General features: G+C 67.2%; 18 protein-coding genes. 11 read left to right on the forward strand and 7 right to left on the reverse strand.

Features of this window, described 5'->3' with window-relative positions; genetic code table 11:
* Positions 1-11 precede the first annotated feature (11 nt).
* The 5 genes from lpxA to ACVOMM_RS12365 all read left to right on the forward strand — a co-directional run bounded on the left by lpxA (position 12) and on the right by ACVOMM_RS12365 (position 7637).
* Positions 12-803 carry an acyl-ACP--UDP-N-acetylglucosamine O-acyltransferase gene (lpxA, locus tag ACVOMM_RS12345; RefSeq protein WP_053519894.1) on the forward strand — a complete coding sequence of 264 codons (792 nt, stop codon included), beginning with the start codon at positions 12-14 and terminating at the stop codon, positions 801-803.
* Positions 800-2059 carry a lipid-A-disaccharide synthase gene (lpxB, locus tag ACVOMM_RS12350; RefSeq protein WP_180875673.1) on the forward strand — a complete coding sequence of 420 codons (1260 nt, stop codon included), beginning with the start codon at positions 800-802 and terminating at the stop codon, positions 2057-2059. The genes lpxA and lpxB overlap by 4 nt, the downstream gene beginning before the upstream one ends.
* Complete coding sequence (locus ACVOMM_RS12355; RefSeq protein WP_065181173.1) at positions 2056-2715, forward strand: ribonuclease HII; 660 nt, start codon at positions 2056-2058, stop codon at positions 2713-2715. The genes lpxB and ACVOMM_RS12355 overlap by 4 nt, the downstream gene beginning before the upstream one ends.
* A gap of 218 nt (positions 2716-2933) precedes the next feature.
* Positions 2934-6527, forward strand: coding sequence for a DNA polymerase III subunit alpha (gene dnaE / locus ACVOMM_RS12360; RefSeq protein WP_128990023.1), 3594 nt, complete (start codon positions 2934-2936; stop codon positions 6525-6527).
* 150 nt (positions 6528-6677) lie between these two features.
* Positions 6678-7637, forward strand: coding sequence for an acetyl-CoA carboxylase carboxyltransferase subunit alpha (locus tag ACVOMM_RS12365; protein ID WP_053519898.1), 960 nt, complete (start codon positions 6678-6680; stop codon positions 7635-7637).
* A 118-nt stretch (positions 7638-7755) separates the two neighbouring features.
* On the opposite strand, the gene ACVOMM_RS12370 is transcribed toward ACVOMM_RS12365, so the two are convergent.
* Both ACVOMM_RS12370 and ACVOMM_RS12375 read right to left on the reverse strand, forming a co-directional pair.
* Complete coding sequence (locus tag ACVOMM_RS12370; RefSeq protein ID WP_481526307.1) at positions 7756-10131, reverse strand: autotransporter family protein; 2376 nt, start codon at positions 10129-10131, stop codon at positions 7756-7758.
* A 230-nt stretch (positions 10132-10361) separates the two neighbouring features.
* A complete protein-coding gene (locus ACVOMM_RS12375; protein ID WP_053519905.1) occupies positions 10362-10817 on the reverse strand; it encodes a CopD family protein in 456 nt (151 codons plus the stop codon).
* A gap of 144 nt (positions 10818-10961) precedes the next feature.
* Between ACVOMM_RS12375 and ACVOMM_RS12380 the strand changes: the two genes are divergently transcribed.
* A complete protein-coding gene (locus tag ACVOMM_RS12380) occupies positions 10962-11552 on the forward strand; it encodes a class I SAM-dependent DNA methyltransferase (RefSeq protein WP_414488206.1) in 591 nt (196 codons plus the stop codon).
* Between the two features lie 93 nt (positions 11553-11645).
* On the forward strand, positions 11646-12950 hold the full coding sequence (locus ACVOMM_RS12385) for a polyhydroxyalkanoate depolymerase (protein ID WP_053519900.1): 1305 nt from the start codon (positions 11646-11648) through the stop codon (positions 12948-12950).
* Positions 12951-13061: 111 nt separating this feature from the next.
* Here ACVOMM_RS12385 and ACVOMM_RS12390 read toward each other — a convergent pair whose 3' ends face one another.
* Both ACVOMM_RS12390 and ACVOMM_RS12395 read right to left on the reverse strand, forming a co-directional pair.
* Complete coding sequence (locus ACVOMM_RS12390) at positions 13062-14051, reverse strand: sensor domain-containing protein (protein WP_111185795.1); 990 nt, start codon at positions 14049-14051, stop codon at positions 13062-13064.
* Positions 14048-14413 carry a PadR family transcriptional regulator gene (locus tag ACVOMM_RS12395; protein ID WP_053519902.1) on the reverse strand — a complete coding sequence of 122 codons (366 nt, stop codon included), beginning with the start codon at positions 14411-14413 and terminating at the stop codon, positions 14048-14050. The genes ACVOMM_RS12390 and ACVOMM_RS12395 overlap by 4 nt, the downstream gene beginning before the upstream one ends.
* A gap of 136 nt (positions 14414-14549) precedes the next feature.
* Between ACVOMM_RS12395 and ACVOMM_RS12400 the strand changes: the two genes are divergently transcribed.
* Positions 14550-15452, forward strand: a complete 903-nt coding sequence (locus ACVOMM_RS12400; protein WP_481526308.1) for a peptidylprolyl isomerase — start codon at positions 14550-14552, stop codon at positions 15450-15452.
* A gap of 576 nt (positions 15453-16028) precedes the next feature.
* Here ACVOMM_RS12400 and ACVOMM_RS12405 read toward each other — a convergent pair.
* A complete protein-coding gene (locus ACVOMM_RS12405) occupies positions 16029-16901 on the reverse strand; it encodes a DMT family transporter (protein WP_322523270.1) in 873 nt (290 codons plus the stop codon).
* A 115-nt stretch (positions 16902-17016) separates the two neighbouring features.
* Here ACVOMM_RS12405 and ACVOMM_RS12410 point away from each other — a divergent pair, with 115 nt between their 5' ends.
* Both ACVOMM_RS12410 and ACVOMM_RS12415 read left to right on the forward strand, forming a co-directional pair.
* A complete protein-coding gene (locus tag ACVOMM_RS12410; RefSeq protein ID WP_053518793.1) occupies positions 17017-17961 on the forward strand; it encodes a LysR substrate-binding domain-containing protein in 945 nt (314 codons plus the stop codon).
* Positions 17962-18032: 71 nt separating this feature from the next.
* Complete coding sequence (locus ACVOMM_RS12415) at positions 18033-18326, forward strand: hypothetical protein (protein WP_053518791.1); 294 nt, start codon at positions 18033-18035, stop codon at positions 18324-18326.
* A 33-nt stretch (positions 18327-18359) separates the two neighbouring features.
* Here ACVOMM_RS12415 and ACVOMM_RS12420 read toward each other — a convergent pair whose 3' ends face one another.
* Positions 18360-19163: a DUF4349 domain-containing protein gene (locus tag ACVOMM_RS12420; protein ID WP_481526309.1), complete on the reverse strand. Its 804-nt coding sequence runs from the start codon at positions 19161-19163 to the stop codon at positions 18360-18362.
* On the reverse strand, positions 19160-19516 hold the full coding sequence (locus ACVOMM_RS12425; protein ID WP_053518787.1) for a GFA family protein: 357 nt from the start codon (positions 19514-19516) through the stop codon (positions 19160-19162). The genes ACVOMM_RS12420 and ACVOMM_RS12425 overlap by 4 nt, the downstream gene beginning before the upstream one ends.
* Before the next feature lie 112 nt (positions 19517-19628).
* Here ACVOMM_RS12425 and ACVOMM_RS12430 point away from each other — a divergent pair, with 112 nt between their 5' ends.
* Positions 19629-21437: a DUF885 domain-containing protein gene (locus tag ACVOMM_RS12430; RefSeq protein WP_481526310.1), complete on the forward strand. Its 1809-nt coding sequence runs from the start codon at positions 19629-19631 to the stop codon at positions 21435-21437.
* Positions 21438-21489: the final 52 nt, after the last annotated feature.

Raw genomic sequence — 21489 nt, forward strand, 5'->3', positions numbered from 1 at the left:
CGGAGCCAGGAATGACTGACAACGCCCCACGGATCCACCCCACCGCCGTCATCGACCCGTCCGCCCGGCTGGCCGACGATGTGCAGGTCGGTGCCTTCACCCTGATCGGTGCCGATGTGGACATCGGCGCAGGCACGGTCGTCGGCCCACACTGCAGCATTCTCGGACCGACCCGGATCGGCCGCGACAACCGCTTCATCGGCCACGCAGCCATCGGCGGCGAGCCGCAGGACAAGAAGTTCGCCGGTGAACGCACCGAACTGGTGATCGGCGACCGCAACGTGTTCCGCGAGTTCGTCACCGTCAACCGCGGTACCGGCGGCGGCGGTGGCATCACCACGATCGGTGACGACAACTGGATGCTGGCCTATACGCATGTGGCACACGACTGCCACGTCGGCAACGCCTGCGTGTTCTCCAACAACACCACGCTGGCCGGCCACGTCACTGTCGGCGACTACGTGATCATCAGCGGCTTCGCCGGTGCCCACCAGTTCTGCCGCATCGGCGCCCACGCCTTCCTCGGCATGGGTGCGCTGACCAACGGCGATGTTCCGCCGTTCACCATGGTGGGCTCCGATTCGCTGGGCCGCCCGCGCGGCATCAACAGTGAAGGCCTGAAGCGCCGCGGTTTCGATGCCGAACGCATCTCCGCCATCAAGCGTGCCTACCGGACCCTGTACGTGGCCGGCCTGCCGCTGGCCGAAGCCAAGCAGCAGCTGGTGGAACAGGCGCGCGACAGCGAGGACGTGAAGTCCATGCTGGAGTTCATCGAACACGCAGAGAGGCCCCTGCTGCGATGAGCAGCACGCCCGGCCAGGCGCCGGCCGGCGCCGCTGTCATTCCGCTGGCCTCCCTGGCCGGCAGCGTGCCTGCACAGCGGGTGCTCAGCGAGCGGCCGCTGCGGATCGCACTGGTGGCCGGTGAGGCCTCCGGCGACCTGCTCGGTGCCGGCCTGGTGCGCGAGTTGAAGGCCCGCTTCCCGAACGCCGAGTTCGCCGGCATCGGCGGCGATGCCATGCGCAATGCCGGTTGCCAGACCTGGCACGACGCCAGCGAACTGGCGGTGATGGGGCTGACCGAAGTCCTGCGCCACCTGCCGCGCCTGTTGAAGCTGCGCTCGGCCTTCCGACAGCGCGCGCTCGAGTGGCAGCCGGACGTGTTCATCGGCATCGATGCGCCGGACTTCAACCTGGGCATCGAGCGCTGGCTGAAGCAGCGTGGCGTGCGCACCGTGCATTACGTCAGCCCTTCGGTCTGGGCGTGGCGCGAGAAGCGCGCCGAGAAGATCGGCAACAGTGCCGACCTCGTGCTGTGCCTGTTCCCGATGGAACCCCCCATCTACGCCCGGCACGGAATCGACGCGCGCTTTGTCGGTCATCCGATGGCCGATGACATTCCGCTGCAGGGCAACCGCGACGAAGCCCGTGCCGCGCTGGGCCTGCCGGCCACGGCCAAGGTGCTGGCGGTGCTGCCGGGCAGCCGCCTGGGCGAGATCTCGCGTCTGGGCGAACCGTTCTTCGAGGCCGCGTGGCAGGTTTCCGAGCGGATTCCGGGGCTGCACGTCGTGGTGCCTGCCGCCAATGCCGCCTGCCGTCGCCTGATCGAGGAACAGCTGTCGCGTTCGGCGCTGCCGGTCGCCTACTCGCATGTGCTTGATGGCCAGGCCCGCGACGCCATGATCGCCGCCGACGTGGTGGTGCTCGCCTCCGGTACCGCGACCCTGGAAGCCATGCTGGTGAAGCGGCCGATGGTGGTCGGCTATCGCGTCAACGAACTGACCTACCGCCTGGTCAAGGCGCTGGGCCTGATCAAGGTCGACCGCTTCGCCCTGCCCAACATCCTGGCCGGCCAGGACCTGGCACCGGAGCTGATGCAGCACGACTGCACGCCGGACAAGCTGGCCGCCGCCATCCAGCAGTGGTTCGACCATCCGCAACGGGCCGCCGACCTGCAGGGAACCTATTCGCGCCTGCATGAACGCCTGCGCCGCAATGCCTCGGCACGCGCCGCCGACGCTGTCGGCGAGCTGCTCGTACGCGAGCTGGACAAGGCATGAGCCGCCGCCACGCCGCCGCAGCCAGCCTGGCCCTGTTCGACGGTTCACTGCGGGTTGAACCGGACCGCCTGGTCGCCGGTGTCGATGAGGCCGGCCGTGGCCCGCTGGCCGGGCCGGTCGCCGTCGCGGCGGTGGTATTCGATCCTGCCCGCCCGCGCATCAACGGTCTGGATGACTCCAAGCAGCTCACCGCCGCGCGCCGCGAGCAGCTGTACGATCGAATCATCGATCGCGCCCTGGCCTGGCATGTGGTGCTGGTGGACGTGGCAGCGATCGACCGCCTGAACATCTACCAGGCCACCCTGCAGGGCATGCGCGACGTGGTGGCGGCCGTGGCCCACGTGGCCGGCTTCGCCCGCATCGACGGCAACGTGGTTCCGAAGGGGCTGGTACTGCCGGCGCAGGCGCTGGTTGGTGGCGATGGCATCGACCGCGCGATCATGGCGGCGTCGATCCTGGCCAAGGTGTCGCGCGACCGGTACATGCAGGACCTGCACGTACAGCATCCGCACTACGGTTTCGACCAGCACAAGGGCTACGGCACTCCGGCCCACCTGGCGGCACTGCGTGAACACGGCCCCTGTGGCGAGCACCGGCGCAGTTTCGCCCCGGTGCGTGAATGCCTGGAAAACCCGGCGGCCGCGGCCATCGCCTGAACAACTGCCGCCGGGCATGGCCCGGCGGCATCGTGCGCCCACATTGCCGCGGTAGCGCCGGGCCATGCCCGGCGGCCTGTTCGCGCAATCGACGCGCCGTCAAGAGCTTGTCGCCTCCCCCTGCCCTCGCTACCCTGACCGGGCATTCCAGCGCTTCCCGACCCCGGCGACGAACTCCCGTCGGCACCCGGGGCCCCTGCGCTCCAACCTGGTCCGGCATGTCCAACTCCCGCTTCGTACATCTCCACGTCCACACCGAGTTCTCGCTGGCGGACTCGACCATCCGTGTGCCGGCCAAGCCGGACCAGGCCGACCCGAAGAAGGCCAAGCAGGCCAACCTGCTGTCACGCTCGGTCGAGCTGGGCCTGCCCGCGCTGGCGGTGACCGACCTCAACAATCTGTTCGCCCTGATCAAGTTCTACAAGGCAGCCGAAGGCGTGGGCATCAAGCCGATCGCCGGCGCCGACGTGATGATCGCCGAGGAGGGCCAGGACCCGTGGCGGATGACCCTGCTGTGCCGCGACCGCGAAGGCTACCTGAGCCTGTCACGGCTGCTGACCCGTGCCTGGATGGAGGGCCATCGTCCGGAAGGCGGCGTCGCCGTGCATCCGGACTGGTTGAAGGCGGGCAACGCCAACCTGTTCGCGCTGGCCGGGCGCGAGAGCCTGGCCGGGCGCCTGGCGCTGGACGGCAAGCACGACCTTGCCGAGCAGCATCTGGCCGACTGGCAGCGGGTGTTCGGCGATGGCCTGCACCTGGAGCTGACCCGCACCGGCCGCGATGGCGAGGAGGCCTTCAACCGCTTCGCGCTGATGGCCGCCGGCCAGCGCGGCCTGCCGGTGGTGGCCAGCAACGATGTGCGCTTCCTTGCACCGTCGGACTTCAGCGCGCATGAGGCACGTGTGTGCATCTCGACCGGCCGCGTGCTGGACGATCCCAAGCGGCCGCGCGAGTACAGTGACCAGCAGTACCTGAAGTCGGCCGAGGAGATGTGCGCGCTGTTCGCCGACATCCCCGATGCGATCGACAACACGCTGGCGCTGGCCGAGCGCTGCAACATCGAGATGCGGCTGGGCACCTACTTCCTGCCCAACTACCCGGTGCCGGACGACGAGACCCTGGATACCTGGATCCAGAAGATGTCGCGCGACGGCCTGGAAGAACGCCTGCAGAAGAACCCGCTGGCGCCGGGCAAGACCCGCGAGGAGTACTTCGAGCGCCTCGAATTCGAGCTCGACACCATCATCAAGATGGGTTTCCCCGGCTACTTCCTGATCGTGGCCGACTTCATCCAGTGGGGCAAGAACCAGGGCATCCCGATCGGCCCGGGCCGTGGTTCCGGTGCCGGTTCGCTGGTGGCGTGGGCGCTGAAGATTACCGACCTGGATCCGCTGCCCTACAACCTGCTGTTCGAGCGGTTCCTGAATCCGGAACGCGTGTCGATGCCCGACTTCGACATCGATTTCTGCATGGACCGCCGCGACGAAGTGATCGACTACGTCGCGCGCAAATACGGGCGCGAACGCGTCAGCCAGATCATCACCTACGGCACCATGGCCGCCAAGGCCGTGGTGCGCGATTCCGGCCGTGTGCTCGGTTTCCCCTATGGCCTGGTTGACGGTGTCTCCAAGCTGATCCCGAACATCCTCGGCATCCACCTGAAGGATGCGCTCGGCAAGGGCAAGGAAGGCCCGGGCTCGGAGATGGCATCGGCCGAGCTGATCCAGCGTTACGAGACCGAAGACGATGTCCGTGACCTGATCGATCTGGCGCTGCAGCTGGAAGACCTCACCCGCAACGCCGGCAAGCACGCCGGTGGCGTGGTGATCGGCCCCGAGCCGCTGAGCGAGTTCTGCCCGCTGTACGCCGAACACGACGAGAACGGCATCGGCAAGAATCCGGTCACCCAGTTCGACAAGAACGACGTCGAAGAAGTGGGCCTGGTGAAGTTCGACTTCCTTGGCCTGCGCACGCTGACCATCATCGACTGGGCAGTGAAGGCGATCAACAAGCGCCACGCGCGCGCCGGCATTCCGCCGGTGGACATCGCGGCGATCCCGCTGGACGACGCGCCGACCTACAAGGACATCTTCGCCAACGGCAACACCGGTGCGGTCTTCCAGTTCGAATCCTCCGGCATGCGCCGCCTGCTGAAGGACGCACGCCCCGACCGTTTCGAAGACCTGATCGCGCTGGTGTCGCTGTACCGCCCCGGCCCGATGGACCTGATTCCGTCCTTCAACGCGCGCAAGCACGGGCAGGAAGAAATCATCTATCCCGATCCGCGCACCGAAGCCATCCTCAAGGACACCTACGGCATCATGGTGTACCAGGAGCAGGTGATGCAGATGGCGCAGATCGTCGGCGGCTACTCGCTGGGCGGCGCCGACCTGCTGCGTCGTGCGATGGGCAAGAAGGTGCCGGCCGAAATGGCCAAGCACCGCGAGATCTTCCGCGAGGGCGCGGCCAAGGGCGGCGTCGACGGCCCCAAGGCCGACGAGATCTTCGACCTGATGGAGAAGTTCGCCGGCTACGGCTTCAACAAGTCGCACGCCGCTGCCTACGCGCTGGTCAGTTACCAGACCGCGTGGCTCAAGCGCCATTACCCGGCCGAGTTCATGGCGGCCACGCTGTCTTCGGACATGGACAACACCGACAAGGTGGTCGGCTTCCTCGACGAGGTGCGCAACCTCGGCCTGACCGTGCTGCCGCCGAAGGTGAACCAGTCCGCCTTCATGTTCGAGGCAGCCACGCCGGACACCATCCAGTACGGCCTGGGTGCGATCAAGGGTGTCGGCCAGGGTGCCTGCGAAGCGGTGGTGGACGAGCGGCTGCGGGGCGGAAACTACACCGACCTGCTCGATTTCTGTACCCGCGTCGGCTCGGCCAAGCTCAACCGGCGCACCCTGGAAGCGATGATCAACTGCGGCGCACTGGATGAGCTGGGCCGCAACCGCGCCTCGCTGATGCTGCAGCTGCCGGAAGTGATCAAGGCCACCGAGCAGATGGCACGCGAGCGCGCCTCCGGGCAGAACTCGCTGTTCGGTGGGCCGGACCCGAGCGCGACGACGATCCAGCTGGACCTGCCGGAGGCCGAAGAGTGGCCCCTGCTGCAGCGCCTGAACGGCGAGCGCGACACGCTGGGCTTCTACCTCAGCGGCCATCCATTCGATCCGTGGCGCGACGACGTGCGCGATCTGGTCGGCAACGATCTGGGCGCGGTGGAAAAGATCTGGAGCGCCAACAGCGGCGGTGGTGGTGGTGGCGGTGAGAAGCGCTGGCGCCCGGAAGTGCAGACCGTGCTGGCCGGCCAGGTGGTCGGCGTGCGCCGCAAGGGCGAAAGCCAGATCTTCATCCAGCTCGAGGACGGGCGTGGACGCGTGGAGTGCAGCGCGTTCTCCGACACCCTGGCCGAGTTCGGCCACCTGATGACCAAGGACCGCATCCTGGTGGTCAAGGGCGGCCTGCGTGAAGACGAATTCAACGGTGGCTACGCCCTGCGCATCCGCCAGTGCTGGGATTTCGATGAGGTCTGCGCCAACTACGCTACGCGCCTGTCGCTGCGGCTGGACCTTCGCCAGCAACGGCCGGTGTGGGAGCGCATCGATGCCCTGCTCGACCGCCATCGCCCCGGCCGCACGCCCCTGCGCCTGGACCTGCTGCTGAAGGGCCCGCACGGCGGTATCGCCGGCATGCTCGACGTGTCCGGACAGAGCGCCGTGCGCATCGACTCGAAGCTGATGGAAGCGCTGCGCGCCGACCCGGCCGTGCGCACCCTGAAGGTGCGCTACAGCCCGCCCTGGGCCAGCTGATCCCGCCCCGCCAGGTCCCGCGTCCAGCCGGCGCGGCCAAGGCAGCGCGCTGCCTGCCGGCCAGCCCCTCCGTACGCTCCAGACAGGGGCGTACGGGGAATTTCACCGGGTTCGGCTACACTTTCCTCCTTCTTTACACGACGGCTTCCGATGAATCCGAACTACCTCGACTTCGAGCAACCCATCGCCGACCTGGAAGCGAAGATCCAGGAGCTGCGCAACGCCAGTGCCGGTCCGGCGGTCAATGTCGAGGCCGAAGTGCACGCGCTGCAGGACAAGCTGCGCATGCGTACCGCACAGATCTTCCGCAACCTGACCTCCTGGCAGGTGCTGCAGCTGGCCCGCCACCCGTCGCGGCCCTACACCGCCGATTACATCCGCATCATCTTCGATGAGTTCCAGGAACTGGCCGGTGATCGCGCCTTTGCCGACGACAAGGCCATCATGGGCGGCCTGGCCCGCATCAATGGCCGCGCGGTGATGGTCATCGGCCACCAGAAGGGCCGCGACACCAAGGAGAAGATCAAGCGCAACTTCGGCATGCCCAAGCCCGAGGGCTACCGCAAGGCGCTGCGCCTGATGAAGATGGCCGAGCGTTTCGGCCTGCCGGTGCTGACCCTGATCGACACCGCCGGCGCCTGGCCGGGCATCGACGCCGAATCGCGCGGCCAGTCCGAAGCGATCGCGCGCAACCTGATGGAAATGGCCGAACTGAAGGTGCCGGTGATCTGCACCGTGATCGGCGAAGGCGGCTCGGGCGGCGCGCTGGCACTGGGCGTGGGCGATCGCACCGTGATGCTGGAGTACGCGGTGTATTCGACCATTACCCCGGAAGGCTGCGCCTCGATCCTGTGGAAGGACGCCGGCAAGGCCAAGGACGCGGCCGAACAGCTGGGCCTGACCGCCCCGCGCCTGAAGAGCCTGGGCCTGGTCGACAAGGTCGTGCGCGAGCCGACCGGCGGCGCCCACCGCAACCCGACGCAGATGGCCCGGCGCCTGAAGGCCGTGCTGCTGAACGAGCTGGACGCGCTGGACAAGCTGTCCACCGGGGAACTGCTCGAGCAGCGCTACAAGCGCCTGCGCAGCTACGGCACCTACGAGGCGGCGTAATCGCTGCTTCCGCTGCACGGTAACGGCTGAAGCCGGGCAATGCCCGGCTTCAGTGCCACATCCGTGTGGCGATACGTCCCTGTTCCTGCGCGTACGGGCCCGCCGTACGCCGATCTGCTTACCAGTTGTAGGACATGCCCAGCGTGGCGCTGACTTCGCGGTAGCCGGAGTCACCGCGGCTCACGTCCAGACCGCCCCAGCCCGTCCAGCCCTTGGTGAATTCCACCCGCGCGCCTGCACCCAGCGCGTAGCGGTTGCGCGGCACGTCGCTGTCCATGGCCACGTCATCGAACGCCATGCCACCCGTGCGGGCGTCGCGATACCAGTTGGCGGTCAGGTACGGGGTCACCACGGCGCCATGCGTGCTGGTCGATTCCGCTTCCAGGCGCAGGCCGAGGCGGCCGGACAGGCCACTTTCGCCCAGGCCACGCACCACGGTGCCGTTCTGCTCGGTATGTCGATCCGTGTTGACGTTGGTGTAGACCAGCTGCAGCTCCGGCTGCAGGCTGACCCTGCTGTCGCCCAGCGTGCCGACGCCGAAGCGGTAACCCGCCTCCAGCGAACCCTGCCACAGGTCGCTGTCGTAGCGCTCCGCAGCCAGGCCATCGCCTTCCACCCGGTTGTTGAAGCGGCCGTGCTGCACCCAGCTGTCCACATAGGCACGACCAGTGTTCCAGCTGCCGTACACCCCTGCGGCCACGCCGGCGACCTTGCCGCGTGCCGCAAAGCCGGTCAGCGCCGAGGTGCTGGTGCTGTCAGCACGCCCACTACCGAGCATCACGCCCAGGCGGCCACGCCCTTCATCGAACAGCCCCACGTCTGCGCCCACCTGCACCACATGGCGCTGCGTGCGCAGATCCAGCTGCTCCTGCATGGCCCCCAGGCGCGCCTGCTGGCTGTCCACGCGTGCCCAGCCGTGCACACCCTCGGCAACGGCCGCATTGCCGTCGCGATCACTGCGCTGCAGGCGGAACAACTGCCCCGCGGCGTACTGGTTGGCCAGGTACGCGCCGGTCTCCGGGCGCAGCACCGGCTTCGGATCCGGATTGATCGGACCGGTCGGGTCGCAGTCGGGCAGCGACGGATCCAGGTCACAGGGATCCGGCGGCGTCACCGGCAGTTCCGAACGCAGGTACCAGTTGCCGTCGGCCTCATCCTTGAACAGGAAGTACTCGTACTGCCCGCCGACCGCACGGCCGACCAGGTCGAACTGCGCGTCGGACGCGCCGTTGATCTCGATCAGCTCGATGCCCTTGTCGGTCTGCGCGCCCTGGCCGCCGGCATTGAGCACCCGCACATTGGCCTGCCCGGTCGCATCACCGGCGATCACCAGGCGGTCGGTCCGCGAGTCGTCCTCGCCAAGCACCGTGTTGAACACCAGCGTGCCGCCGTTACCAACGAACTCATCGAGTGACAGCGTATTGAAACCGCCCGCGCCGTCGCCCAGCTTGACCATGCTGCCCGCATCCAGCTGCAGACGGCCGACACTGCTGTCGCCGGTCAGCTGCCAGGTGCTGTGCTCACCCACCGCCACCGAGCTCGCATCGACGATGCGGCCGATCAGCGTGGCACGGTTGCGCAGCGAGACATCCAGCTGGCCCGTGTAGGAGGCGCGATCGGCAATGATGTCGCCGGTCAGCGCCGCATTCTCCACGTTGAAGCGCACAGCAACGTTGCCGACCTGCCCCTCCTCGCCATGCTTGACCAGCAGCAGCGTGCCATCGCCGGCAATCAGGCGCGCACCGTTGCGGATGTTCATCTCGGCGGATTCGCCGTCGACGTCGGCATCGGGATTGACCCAGATCGCCGGGCCGGTCTGCGACTCCAGGCTGGAATTGTCGACGTTCAATACCAGGTTGTCCGCACCCCGATAACTGAAGTACATGACGGCGCCGTTGCGGCTGGCCCGGATCGTCGAACCGTTGACGATGTCAGCCCTGCCCGCGCCCATACTCAGACCGACGTTGTGGTACCAGGCAGTGCTGTCGCGGTGTGCCACCGCCAGGTGGGAATTGTCCATCAGAAGGTACACGTCGCCCTGTCCACCGCGGCGGTCCGGGTACAAGGCGATGGCACCACCGATGGAATCGATCCGCGTGTTGTAGAGGCGTGCCGACGAATCGACCGAGATGTTGAACTGGGTCATGCCCAGGTCGATGCGGCTGTTGCGCGCGATCAGGCTGGAACCCGATTGCACGTGAATGTTCTGATTGGCATTGCGGACCAGCACATCCGCACGCGTGAGCACGACGTTGGCGCCGTAGGTCGCATTGATGCCGTAAGTGGACGCGTCGGTCACCGTCAGGTTGGACCCATTGGTCACCTGCCATGCTTCGGTCGGGTCACCCTGTACCACCTCGTGATCCTCGCCGTTGAGGTTGCCGGCCAACGCGTGCTGCGCCAACGGCAGGGCCAGTGCCAGCAGCAGGCACTGCGAGAGCGGACGCAGGGCAAGGGAACGCCCGCCTGCGGCGGAACGATGGGCATGTTTCATGATGGATCTCCAGAGGGGGCACGTATGCGGCACAGCGTGCGTGCAGTACCTGGCATTCCCATCCATGCCCACGCGGAGCAATAGCGGGACTGTTGCAGGCAGCCGCTGTGTCGAAGGCGCGCAGTATCTGGAGACGCACGGGCGGGGCCCATGCAATTTGTTGCAAGGAGCGCCGCGCCGCTTGTCAGGTTACGCGGCGATTCATCTGGAGGTGCGCGATGTGCGCCGGCTCAGAAGGGTTTGGCCAGCACCAGCCAGACGATCGGAATGAAGGCCAGCAGCGGGATTTCGTTGATCCAGCGCAGCGCGCGCGAGGACGGCAGAGGCCGGCCCTTGGCGACGCCCTTGAGCAGGCGGCCGGTCCAGCCGAAGTAGACCAGCAGCAGCACCACCAGGCCGAGCTTGGCATGCAGCCAGCCGGCACCGCCCGGCGCGACCATCGTCGGGAAGTCCGGAATGACCCGGTAGCCCAGCCACAACACCAGTCCCAGGACGAATGCCAGGCCGAACATCGAGTGGCCGAAACGGTACAGGCGCAGGCCCATCAGCTGCAGGCGCTCGACCACCGCGGGTTGTCCCGCCGCCTCGGCCAGGTTCACCAGGATGCGCGGCAGATAGAACACCGTCGCCATCCACGCCACCACGAACACGATGTGGAAGGTCTTGACCCAGTAGTAGCTCTGCATGCGCTCGCTCCAGCGGCTGGCGTAGGTGGCGGCCATTCTCGCATGGCGTGCCGGTGTACCGGCTGCGGTCGGCGCGACCGATCGACGCACGGCGAGCGGCAACGCCGTACGATAGGCACCGTTTTCAACGAAACCTCCTTCTGCGTGGACAAGACCTACGACGCCGCCTACTTCCAGCGCTGGTACCGCCGGGCCGACATCGGCGGCAGCGCCCGCCTCGCCCGCAAGGTGGCATTGGCGGTGGCCACTGCCGAGTACTACCTGGAGCGGCCGATCCGCAGCGTGCTGGACATCGGCTGCGGCGAGGGGGCCTGGCGCGCGCCGCTGCGGAAACTGCGTCCGAAGGTCGAGTATCTGGGCTTCGACAGCAGCGAGTACGCTGTGCGTCGCTATGGCCGGACCCGCAACCTGCATCTGGCCCGCTTCGGCGACTTTGCCTGGCTGCGGCCGTGCGCGCCGGTGGACCTGCTGGTCTGCTCGGACGTGATGCACTACGTGCCCGACCGCGAACTGCGCGCCGGCCTGGCCGGCGTGGCCGAGCTGACCGGCGGCATCGCGTTCCTGGAGACCTTCGCCGCGGAGGACGCGTTCGAGGGCGACCATGAGGGCTTCCAGGCCCGCCCGGCAGGCTGGTATCGCCGGACGCTGGCCCGGCACGGCCTGCAGCCGGCAGGGTCGCACTGCTGGCTCGGCCCCGCCCTGGCAGGCGATGCGGCCGCGCTGGAACGGATGTGAATCCGGATTCATTATTTTCAGCCAACTTAACCTGCGGGACACCCGGATGGGATATGCTGCGCGGCAACATATGACCATACATATTCGGTCGTCATGCTCTATCAACTGCACGAACTGACCCGCAACCTGCTCGCCCCCTGGGTGCACCAGGCCCAGGCCAACGCCAAGTTCTTCGCCAATCCCGGCCACTGGTGGTCGCAGATGCCGGGTGCCGAACGCCTGGCGGCGGTCAACGAACTGTTCCATCGCATCGGCAAGGATTACGAGAAGCCCGAGTGGGGCATCAACGAAATCGAGGTCGAAGGCGAGCGCGTGCCGATCGTCGTGCACGAGGAAGTGAGCAAGCCGTTCTGCAAGCTGCTGCGCTTCAAGCGTCACAGCAACGAAGCCGACCAGCTGCACACCATGCTCAACCAGCCCTTCGTGCTGGTGGTGGCGCCGCTGTCCGGCCATCACGCCACGCTGCTGCGCGATACCGTGCGCACGCTGCTGCGCGACCATCGTGTCTATGTCACCGACTGGGTCGATGCGCGCATGGTTGCGGCCAGCGAAGGTGATTTCGGCCTGGACGACTACATCGCCTACATCCAGGAGTTCATCCGCCACCTTGGCGTCGAGCGCCTGCACGTGGTCAGCGTGTGCCAGCCGACCGTACCGGTGCTGGCTGCGGTATCACTGATGGCCAGCCGTGGCGAGCCCACCCCGCGCACGCTGGTGATGATGGGCGGTCCGATCGACGCACGCTGCAGCCCCACCGCGGTGAACAATCTGGCGACCCAGAACCCGCTGTCCTGGTTCGAGAACAACGTCATCCACAGCGTGCCCGCCGGCTACCCCGGCGCAGGCCGTCGCGTGTACCCGGGTTTCCTGCAGCACGCCGGTTTCCTGTCGATGAATCCCAGCCGCCATTTCAGCTCGCACTGGGACTTCTACGCCGACCTGGTCAAGGGCGATCTGGAAGACGCCGACGCGCACCGCCGCTTCTATGATGAGTACAACGCGGTGCTGGACATGCCTGCCAGGTACTACCTGGACACCATCCGCGTGGTCTTCCAGGACTTCCTGCTGCCGCGCGGAGAGTGGGTGGTCAACGGCGAAAAGGTCGACCCTTCGGCGATCCGCGATACCGCGCTGCTGAGCATCGAAGGCGAACTGGACGATATCGCGGGCCTCGGCCAGACCGAAGCTGCGCAGGCGCTGTGTACGGGCATCCCGGCCGAGCGCCGCGAGCATTTCATCGTCGAAGGCGCCGGCCATTACGGCATCTTCAGCGGCCGCCGCTGGCGCGAGGTGGTGTACCCGAAGGTACGCGACTTCTTCGCAGCGCACGCAGAAGCGCCAGCGGCAAAAGCGAAGAAGAAGAGCAACGTCACCCCGCTGCGCCGCAAGGCGGGCTGACCCCGCGCCGGGGGTCGGATCCCTTTCCAACAGAAAGGGCTCTGACCCCGGCACCCCGCTCGAACGGAGTCAGAGCCCTGTTCTGCGAACAGGGATCCGACCCCTTGTCGCTTACAGGCGCACCAGCAGGTTCTTGGCGATCAGGCCATGCAGCCTGCCGATGCCGCGTGCCAGGTGCAGCGTCAGCAGCAGCAGCAGGGCACCCGCCGCGGCGACCACGATCCCGACCAGCGGCGAGGCAGCCATCGGCAGCACGTTCACGCCATCAACGTACACGCCCGGGATTTCCCCGCTGAAGATCGCTGCCACCGGCGCCCAGATCAGTCCCAGCGACAGCGACAGCAGCGTCACCGCGATGGTGAAGTAGACAATGCCCAAGGGCAGCATCAGCACGAAGTACAACAGCGTCAGCCAGGTGCGGCCGTCCGTGAACATGTCGCCGATACGCTGCAGCCAGCTGCGGCTGCGGTCGGTGTAGCGCGGCCGCCGCGGCATGCGCTCGCCCAGCAGCGCCTCGACCAAGCGCCCCTCCAGCAGTGCCAGCCCGCGCACCGAACCGAAGAACAGCACGGTCAACGGCACGCCGATGATCAGGATCAGCAGGCCGAGCGACAGCGACAGGCCGGTCACCACCCAGGTGAAGAAGAAGATGCCGGTGGCCAGCGACAGCAGCATGTAGAACAGCGCGCCATAGGTGTGCGGATCGGCCACCACGCCAAAGAAGCGCGACAGCAGCGAGCGCGGCACCGGCACCGGCGGTGCCGCGGCCGGTTCCACACCACTGGCCTCGGCTGCCACACGCAGCACCGGCGCGGTGTCGGCGCGCGGCGTGCGCAATGCACGGTTCACGGTGACTTCCGTTTCGCGGTAGATCTCCGCCACTTCATCCGGCGCACCGTAGCTGCCGGCCACATCGGCAATCACCTCCGCCTCGCTGCGACCGGGCTGGGCGGCCAGCTCGGAACGCAGGTATTCCTCGGCGTCATACAGCGCGTCCTGCACCATCGCCGGATCGGCGCCCTGCAGCGCCTCGCGCAGCTGCGCCAGGTACTGCGGGATGGTGGTCGGCAGGGCGCGGCCTGCCAGGCTCGGGTCGTTCATTGCGGTACCCCCTCCAACACGGAATCGACGGAATCACGGGTGGCCTGCCAGGCCTGGCGCCACTGCGCCAGCACTTCGCGGCCACGGTCATTGATGCGGTAGTAGCGCCGGGGCGGCCCGCTGCTGGAGGGCTCGACATGGCTCTCCAGCAGGCCGCCGTTCTCCAGGTTGCGCAGCACCGGGTACAGCGCGCTCTGCTTGCCACTCAGCACGCCCTCGCCCACGCGCTCCAGCTCCTTGGCGATGAGGTACCCGTACAGCGGCTCGCCGGTACGGGCCAGCACCGCCAGCAGGGCCAGCGACACGGTTCCGGCGCTGAGCTCCTTCTGGAACTTCTTCAGGTGGATGTCGTCTTCCGACATGCCCGGCCCTCCACTACGTTGAAGTCCACAGTAGTGCGAAGTTCGGTATAGCGAATGTGTCGTTAGTCATCCTGCCGGTTGGCGTGGCCCTGCGCCTCGCGCAGAATCGAGGGCTCGTTCATGTTCCGGGGTCTCCATGCCGCACCGTCGTCGCCTTGCCCTGACCGCCTTCGCCCTGGCCTGCCTGTTGCCCTCGCTGGCCAGCGCAGCGACGCCCTACCGCAGCCCGCAGCAGATCCTTGACGCCTCGGCCGCCAGCGATTGGCGCACCCCCGACCCGGCCAACCTGCTGTACATGGATCTGCCTGCCGGCCGGGTGATCATCGAACTGGCGCCCCAGTTCGCACCACGCCATGTCGCCAACATCCAGACGTTCGCCCACGAGCACTTCTGGGACGGCACCAGCATCTACCGTTCCCAGGACAACTTCGTCGTGCAGTTCGGCGATGCCGACGCCGATGACCCGGCCAAGGCCAGGCCGTTCGGCAGTGCCGCGCGCAAGCTGCCGGCCGAGTTCGAGCGTGCCAGCGCCGGCCTGAAGGTGAGCGTGCTGCCGGACCGCGATGGCTGGGCGGCGCAGACCGGTTTCGTCGATGGCTTCCCGGTCGGACAGGATCCGCAGGCCGGCAAGGCCTGGCTGGCGCACTGCTACGGCATGCTGGGGGCCGGTCGCAACAACGACGAGGACAGCAGCATCGGTGCCGAACTGTACGTGGTGACCGGGCAGTCGCCACGTCAGCTGGACCGCAACATCACCCTGGTCGGTCGCGTCCTGAAGGGCATGGAACTGCTCAGCGCGATCCCGCGCGGCCCGGCGCCGATGGGCTTCTATGAAGATCCGAAGCTGCGCACGCCAATCATTTCGATCCGCCGTGCCAGCGACGTGACGGCCGCCGAACGCACGCCGATCCAGGTGTTGCGTACTGATTCAAAGACTTTCGCCGATACGGTGGAGGCGCGACGCAATCGCGTGGATGATTTCTACAAGCGTCCGGCTGGGCATATCGATCTGTGCAATGTTCCGGTGCCGGTGCGGTAGGAGCCTGGCTTACTGCGCGTGGCGCGTGCTGAAGGTGCTTCACTGTTCATGGGCGTTACTTTTCTTTTCGCGCGAAAAGAAAAGTAACCAAAAGAAACGCGCCGCCAAGCCGCGAGCCGCCGTGCTTCGCACGTCGGTCCCCTGCGCTTCTCGGTGAATCAGGGGACGGTGCCGAACTCGCTGCGCTCAGACATCGGCACCTCTCCGCCCCTGATTCCCCTGCGATGCTCGGCTCGCTCAAGGCGGACTGAAGGTCAAGATCACCAGCAACAGCAACAGCATCCACGCTTGACGTGGATCTGCTGGGTGCAGCTGTGGACTTTGATCTGGGTCCGCCTTGAGCGAGCCGAGCACCGCAGGTCCGGCGAGGGCGAAGAGGCGCGGGTGTCTGAGCGCAGCGAGTTCCCGCGCCGTCCCTCGACGGGCCGAGGAGCGCAGGGTACCGATGCGCAACGCGCATCGGCTCGCGGTCGGCGGAACGTTTCTTTTGGTTACTTTTCTTTGCGTACAAAGAAAAGTAACGCCCATGAACAGTGAAGCACCCTCAGCACGCGCCACGCGCAAAACGCCAACGCATCAGCCCTTCTGACTCACCGCCACGCTACCCAGAATCAACGCACCCGCAATCAGCATCTGCAGCGTCACCGGCTCACCCAGGAACAGCCACGCGAACGCCGCACCGAACAGCGGAATCAGGTAGGTCACCGTGGATGCACGCGACGGGCCGATGCGGCCGATCAGACGGTAGAACATCAGGAACGCCAGCCCGGTGCAGGCCACGCCCAAGGCAATCGCCGCGCCCCACGCCTTGAGCGGAATCGCGGCCTGCGGCCAATGGCTCACCGCCATCGGCAGCATCCACAGCGAGGCGCAGGACAGCGTCGCCGCCGCCGCGGCAGCAGGCGGCAGGCCCGCCATGTGCCGCTTCACCAGGTTCACCCCCAGTCCGTACAGCAGCGATGCCGCGGCGCCGGCCAGCACGGCCGTGCCGATGCCCAGGCCCGAGACCTTGGCCGTCGCCAGCACCACCACGCCGGCAAAGCCGACCAGCAACGCACCCGCGCGACGCACACCGATCTTCTCGCCGAAGAACAGGAAGGCGATGAGCGCGGCGAACAGGACCGTCATCGCATTGCAGATCGCACCGATCGCCGCCGGTGCGTGCTCGGCGGCGTAGGCGAACAGCACGAACGGCAACGCCGAGTTGACCAGGCCGATCGGCGCCAGCCACAGCCAGCGCCGCGGCGGGAACTGCGCCCGCGCGCGCCACAGGAACGGCAGCAGTACCAGTGCCCCCAGCAGCAGACGCACCTCGACCAGGGCGAACGGGCCGAACGATGGCACCGCCACCCGCATGAACAGGAACGAGCACCCCCAGATGGCGCCCAGCAGGGTCAACTCCAGCGGCGTGCGCCAGTCGCGCTCGGCCGCCTGTGGGACCGCATTCATGCCCTGCCTCCGTCCATCATCCACTCCTCGGTTGGTGCAACAGGATCAGACGCAGACGCCCGCCGCACAAGCGCGTAGTATCGCTGCCAGCCACAAATATGGTTTGAGGCTGGACATGCAGCTACGCCCTTCCCTGCTCCCTGCCCTGGCCGTGTTCGCGGTCGCGGCGCGCCACCAGAACTTCGCCCAGGCCGCGCAGGAACTGCACCTGACCGCCAGCGCGGTCAGCCACCATGTCCGCCGCCTGGAAGAGGTGCTGGAAACCCGCCTGTTCCTGCGCCATGCCCGCGGCGTGCGGCTGACCGCCGAAGGCCGGCAGCTGGCCGACGCCGCCAGTGCGGCGTTCACCGATGTCGCCGCCGTCGCCCACAACCTGCATCCGGATGCGGACAGCGTGCCGCTGCGCATCACCACCCTGCGCTCGCTGTCGTACTGCTGGCTGCTGCCACGCCTGCCGCGCTTCACCCAGGCGCATCCGCACATCCGGGTGGAACTGCACACCGGCAGCGGCCTGGACCGCTACGACGACAACGGACCGGAGGTGGGCATCCGCTATGGCCTGGGCCAGTGGCCGGGGCTGCACGCGCAACACCTGATGGACGACAGCCTGTTCCCGGTCGCCTCGCCGGCGCTGCCGGGCGTGGAAGCCCTGCACGATCCGGCGCGCATCGCCGAGCTGCCGCTGCTGACCGATCTCTCGCCGCAGGGCTGGCGCGACTGGTTCCGCCATGCGGGCGTACGTCCGCCCTCGCCGCTGCCGCCGATGCACACCTTCGCCGACAGCACCGATGCGATGCGGGCCGCGGTGTATGGCATGGGCGCGGTGCTGGCGCGCACCCACATCGCCCAACCCTACCTGCAGCGCTACGAGGTGGTGCGGCTGCCTGGGCCCGCCCTGAAGGCCCGCTATGCGTATTACGTGGTGCATGCCGAAGGCCAGCCGCCCAGCCCTGCCGCACGCCTGTTCATCGATTGGCTGCTGGCCCAGGCACAGGACGACCGCACACCGATCCCGGCACTGCCCGACAGTCTGCTCGGCCGCGCGCCCACGCCCGGCTGACCAGGCCCTCACCCGGTCTTTGCCCATCGCTGGCTACGCTGCGGATACCTCCACAACGACCTGCATCTGCCATGGCCCTGCTGCGAATGCGCATTACTGGAACCGAAGACGACGCCCGTGCGATCAGCGACCTGCTGCTGGGCCTGGAAGGCATCGAACATGTCGAGGAAACCGACGATCTGATGCCACACATGGACGACGATGACTCCAGTTCGGCAGGACTGTCCGATGACATCGGTCCGGGCATCCACGAACTGGAGGTGGAGGTGGGCAACGAAAGCACCGCGCAGAAGGTTCGTGACGCGGTGCAGGAGCTTGCGCTGGAGCTGGACGTGTTCGTCGAATACGAGACCGACGAAGGCTGAGCATCGCCGGGCGTGGCCCGGCGAACCCGCGCGTTACGGCGTCCGACGGCGGCGACGCAACCCCGCCCTCACGCCCCATCCTGCGATCAATGCCAGTACCGCGACCGGCAGCAATGCAGCCGCCGCACGGATCAGGAAGGCGATACTGGTACTGAGGATGCTGCCAGACTCGCTCAGCGCATCGCCGATCTCGCTGCGGCCGCGCTCGCCGGAGGTGGTACCGAAGTGCAGCGTCAGCAGCTGCGTATCGATGCGGCGACGCTGCTGCGCGGCGTCCTTGCTGGCCTGCTCCACCCCCGCCTCGATCTCCGACAGGCGCGTGCTGATCGCCAGCAGATCCTCGATCTTCAGACCGCCACGGTCCTGGTAGGCGAGCAGGCGTGCGTGTTCCTTCTCCAACCGTGCCTTGGTCAACGCGGTATCGGCCACCTGCTGTGCAAGATCCTCGGCGCGGGTGGTGCGCGACTGCAGTGAGCCGCCCTCGCCCGCCAGGCCGATCAGGGGCTCCACGCCCTTCGGCGCGATGCGCACCCGGACCTCGCCGCTGGGTGAATCGCCACTGCGCTGGTCCACCTGCAGCACCGCACAGTCACCGAACTTCGCACTCTGGCAGGCCTGCGCGACCTGCTGGATGCGCGGCGCAATCGCTTCCGCGTCCAGCTGTACCTGTACGTCGTGTTCATAGGCCAGGAAGGCGCCTTCGGGCGACGCCACGGCTTCGGCTTCGGCTGCGGCACCACCGCCACCGGCCGCGTGCTCCACCTTCGCGCAGGCCGCCAGGGCCAGCACGAGTGCGGGCACGGTCAATGCGCCCACCCATCCATGCCGGACCGTCACGCTGCGGCTCCGTCGTAGGAGGTCACCGACAGGCCGGCCAGGTCGACCTGCGGCAGGCAGCGTACGTTGACCGCCACCATGGCCGCACCGCTGCGCGGATCCACGGCCTCGCTGTACGGTGCAGTGCCGCACTCGCGGCAATGGTGGTGGTCGATGTGGTGCCTGTTGAACTGGTAGGTGGCCACATCGGCTGGATCGGTCTGCAGCTGGAATGCCTCGCGTGGCGCAAACCACAGCAGGCTGCCGCGGCGGCGGCACATCGAGCAGTTGCAGTCGATGACGTCGCTGATCGGGGCCTCGGCCTGCACCGTGAATGCGATCCTGCCGCAATGGCAGCTTCCCTGGTATTCCATGTCCTTTTCTCCGCTGGCGGGTCCGTGTAGGTGCCAATGGTAATCCTATGGCACGGGGACAAAGCAGCCCTGGCGGCCTATGCTCGGGGTTTGACCCCGTACAGGAATGCCGATGCGCCCGCATCTTCTTGCCCTCGCCCTGGTCACCGCCCTCGCCGGCTGCCAGCAGGCCGACGCCCCGACCGCCGGTTCCACCTCCGCCGCCAGCCAGCAGGCCGGTGACGCGGCAGCCGATGCGGCCTTTGCCGATCTGTCCAAGCGCGCCCTGGACACCTGGATGCAGTTGTCCCCGGTCAGCGCCACCCAGATCGGCGACCACCGCTACGACAGCGAGATCGACGACCTGAGTGCTGCCGGCCAGCAGAAGACTGTCGCCGCCTACAAGGCATTGCTGGGCGAGCTGGACAGGATCGACGTGGCCAAGCTGGGCCGGGAGAACCAGGTCGATGCCGCCATCCTGCGCAACCAGCTGCAGTCGGAAATCTGGAACGCCGAAGTGCTGCAGTCCGGCAAGTGGGATCCGCAGCTGTACAACGGCATCGCCGGCAGCGCGATCTACGGCCTGATGGCACGCGAGTTCGCGCCGCTGCCGGAACGGCTGAAGTCGGCCACCGCGCGCATGGAAAAGCTGCCGGCGATCTTCGCCCAGGCCCGCGAGAACCTCGATCCGGCGCGTGTGCCGAAGATCCATGCCGAGACGGTGGCCAAGCAGAACAAGGGCATTCTCAGCATCGTCGATACCTTCATCACCCCGCATATCGGCGAACTGCCGCAGGCCGACCAGCAGCGCCTGCAGGCCGCCATCGATGGCCTGAAGAAGGCCGTGGACGAGCAGCAGACCTGGCTGGACAAGACCCTCGTGCCGAACGCGAAGGGTGATTTCCGCATCGGTGCGGAGAAGTACGACCAGAAGCTCAAGTTCGCCCTCAGTTCTTCGCTGTCGCGGCAGGAGATCGGTGAGCGCGCGCGTGCCGAGCTCAAGCGCGTGCGCGAAGACATGTACGGCATCGCGCAGACGGTGCTGAAGGACAAGCCGGGCGCGCCGGAGATGCCGGCGCAGCCGACCGACGAGCAGCAGCAGAAGGCCATCGAGGCCGCGCTGGAACTGGCCTACGCCGACAAGCCGGCACGTGACAAGGTGGTCGACGACGCCAAGGCCGCGCTGGACCAGTCAACCGCGTTCGTGCGCGAGCACGACCTGATGACGCTGCCGGATGCGCCGGTGGACATCATCCTGATGCCGGAATTCCAGCGTGGCGTGGCCGTGGCCTACTGCGATTCGCCGGGCCCGCTGGACAAGAACCTGAAGACCTTCTACGCGGTGTCGCCGATTCCCGACGACTGGAACGACAAGCAGGTCGATTCCTTCCTGCGTGAGTACAACTCGCGCATGATCCACCTCCTGAGCATCCATGAGGGCACGCCGGGCCATTACCTGGAAGGCTGGCATTCGGCCAAGTTCCCCTCGACCCTGCGCGCGGTACTGCGGTCGGGCCTGTTCGCCGAAGGCTGGGCGGTCTACACCGAGCGCATGATGCAGGAGCAGGGTTACCTCGACAACGATCCGCTGTTCCACCTGGTGCAGCTGAAGTTCTACCTGCGCACGATCTCCAACGCCATCCTCGACCAGGGCGTGCACGTGGACAACTGGGATCGCGAGAAGGCGATGCACCTGATGACCCACGACGCGTTCCAGCAGGAGAGCGAAGCGGCCGGCAAGTGGGTGCGCGCGCAGCTGACCTCGGCGCAGCTGCCGACCTACTTCGTGGGCGCGCAGGAGCACTTCGACACCCGCAAGGCGATGCAGGACAAGCTGGGCGACACGTTCAACCTGAAGGCCTACCACGACCAGATGCTGTCCTACGGCGCACCGCCGGTGCGCTTCGCCCGCCAGCTGATGCTGGACCAGCCGATCGAGTAAGCGGCTGCGCTGGATGTGGATGATGAACGGCCCGGGCAACCGGGCCGTTCTT

The sequence above is a fragment of the Stenotrophomonas sp. STEN009 genome, from assembly GCF_056760395.1.

Coding starts and splice junctions, on each gene's coding strand:
- lpxA (WP_053519894.1), top strand. CDS start 12: ATGACTGACAACGCCCCACGGATCCACCCCACCGCCGTCATCGACCCG.
- lpxB (WP_180875673.1), top strand. CDS start 800: ATGAGCAGCACGCCCGGCCAGGCGCCGGCCGGCGCCGCTGTCATTCCG.
- ACVOMM_RS12355 (WP_065181173.1), top strand. CDS start 2,056: ATGAGCCGCCGCCACGCCGCCGCAGCCAGCCTGGCCCTGTTCGACGGT.
- dnaE (WP_128990023.1), top strand. CDS start 2,934: ATGTCCAACTCCCGCTTCGTACATCTCCACGTCCACACCGAGTTCTCG.
- ACVOMM_RS12365 (WP_053519898.1), top strand. CDS start 6,678: ATGAATCCGAACTACCTCGACTTCGAGCAACCCATCGCCGACCTGGAA.
- ACVOMM_RS12370 (WP_481526307.1), bottom strand. CDS start 10,131: ATGAAACATGCCCATCGTTCCGCCGCAGGCGGGCGTTCCCTTGCCCTG.
- ACVOMM_RS12375 (WP_053519905.1), bottom strand. CDS start 10,817: ATGCAGAGCTACTACTGGGTCAAGACCTTCCACATCGTGTTCGTGGTG.
- ACVOMM_RS12385 (WP_053519900.1), top strand. CDS start 11,646: ATGCTCTATCAACTGCACGAACTGACCCGCAACCTGCTCGCCCCCTGG.
- ACVOMM_RS12390 (WP_111185795.1), bottom strand. CDS start 14,051: ATGAACGACCCGAGCCTGGCAGGCCGCGCCCTGCCGACCACCATCCCG.
- ACVOMM_RS12395 (WP_053519902.1), bottom strand. CDS start 14,413: ATGTCGGAAGACGACATCCACCTGAAGAAGTTCCAGAAGGAGCTCAGC.
- ACVOMM_RS12400 (WP_481526308.1), top strand. CDS start 14,550: ATGCCGCACCGTCGTCGCCTTGCCCTGACCGCCTTCGCCCTGGCCTGC.
- ACVOMM_RS12405 (WP_322523270.1), bottom strand. CDS start 16,901: ATGAATGCGGTCCCACAGGCGGCCGAGCGCGACTGGCGCACGCCGCTG.
- ACVOMM_RS12410 (WP_053518793.1), top strand. CDS start 17,017: ATGCAGCTACGCCCTTCCCTGCTCCCTGCCCTGGCCGTGTTCGCGGTC.
- ACVOMM_RS12415 (WP_053518791.1), top strand. CDS start 18,033: ATGGCCCTGCTGCGAATGCGCATTACTGGAACCGAAGACGACGCCCGT.
- ACVOMM_RS12425 (WP_053518787.1), bottom strand. CDS start 19,516: ATGGAATACCAGGGAAGCTGCCATTGCGGCAGGATCGCATTCACGGTG.
- ACVOMM_RS12430 (WP_481526310.1), top strand. CDS start 19,629: ATGCGCCCGCATCTTCTTGCCCTCGCCCTGGTCACCGCCCTCGCCGGC.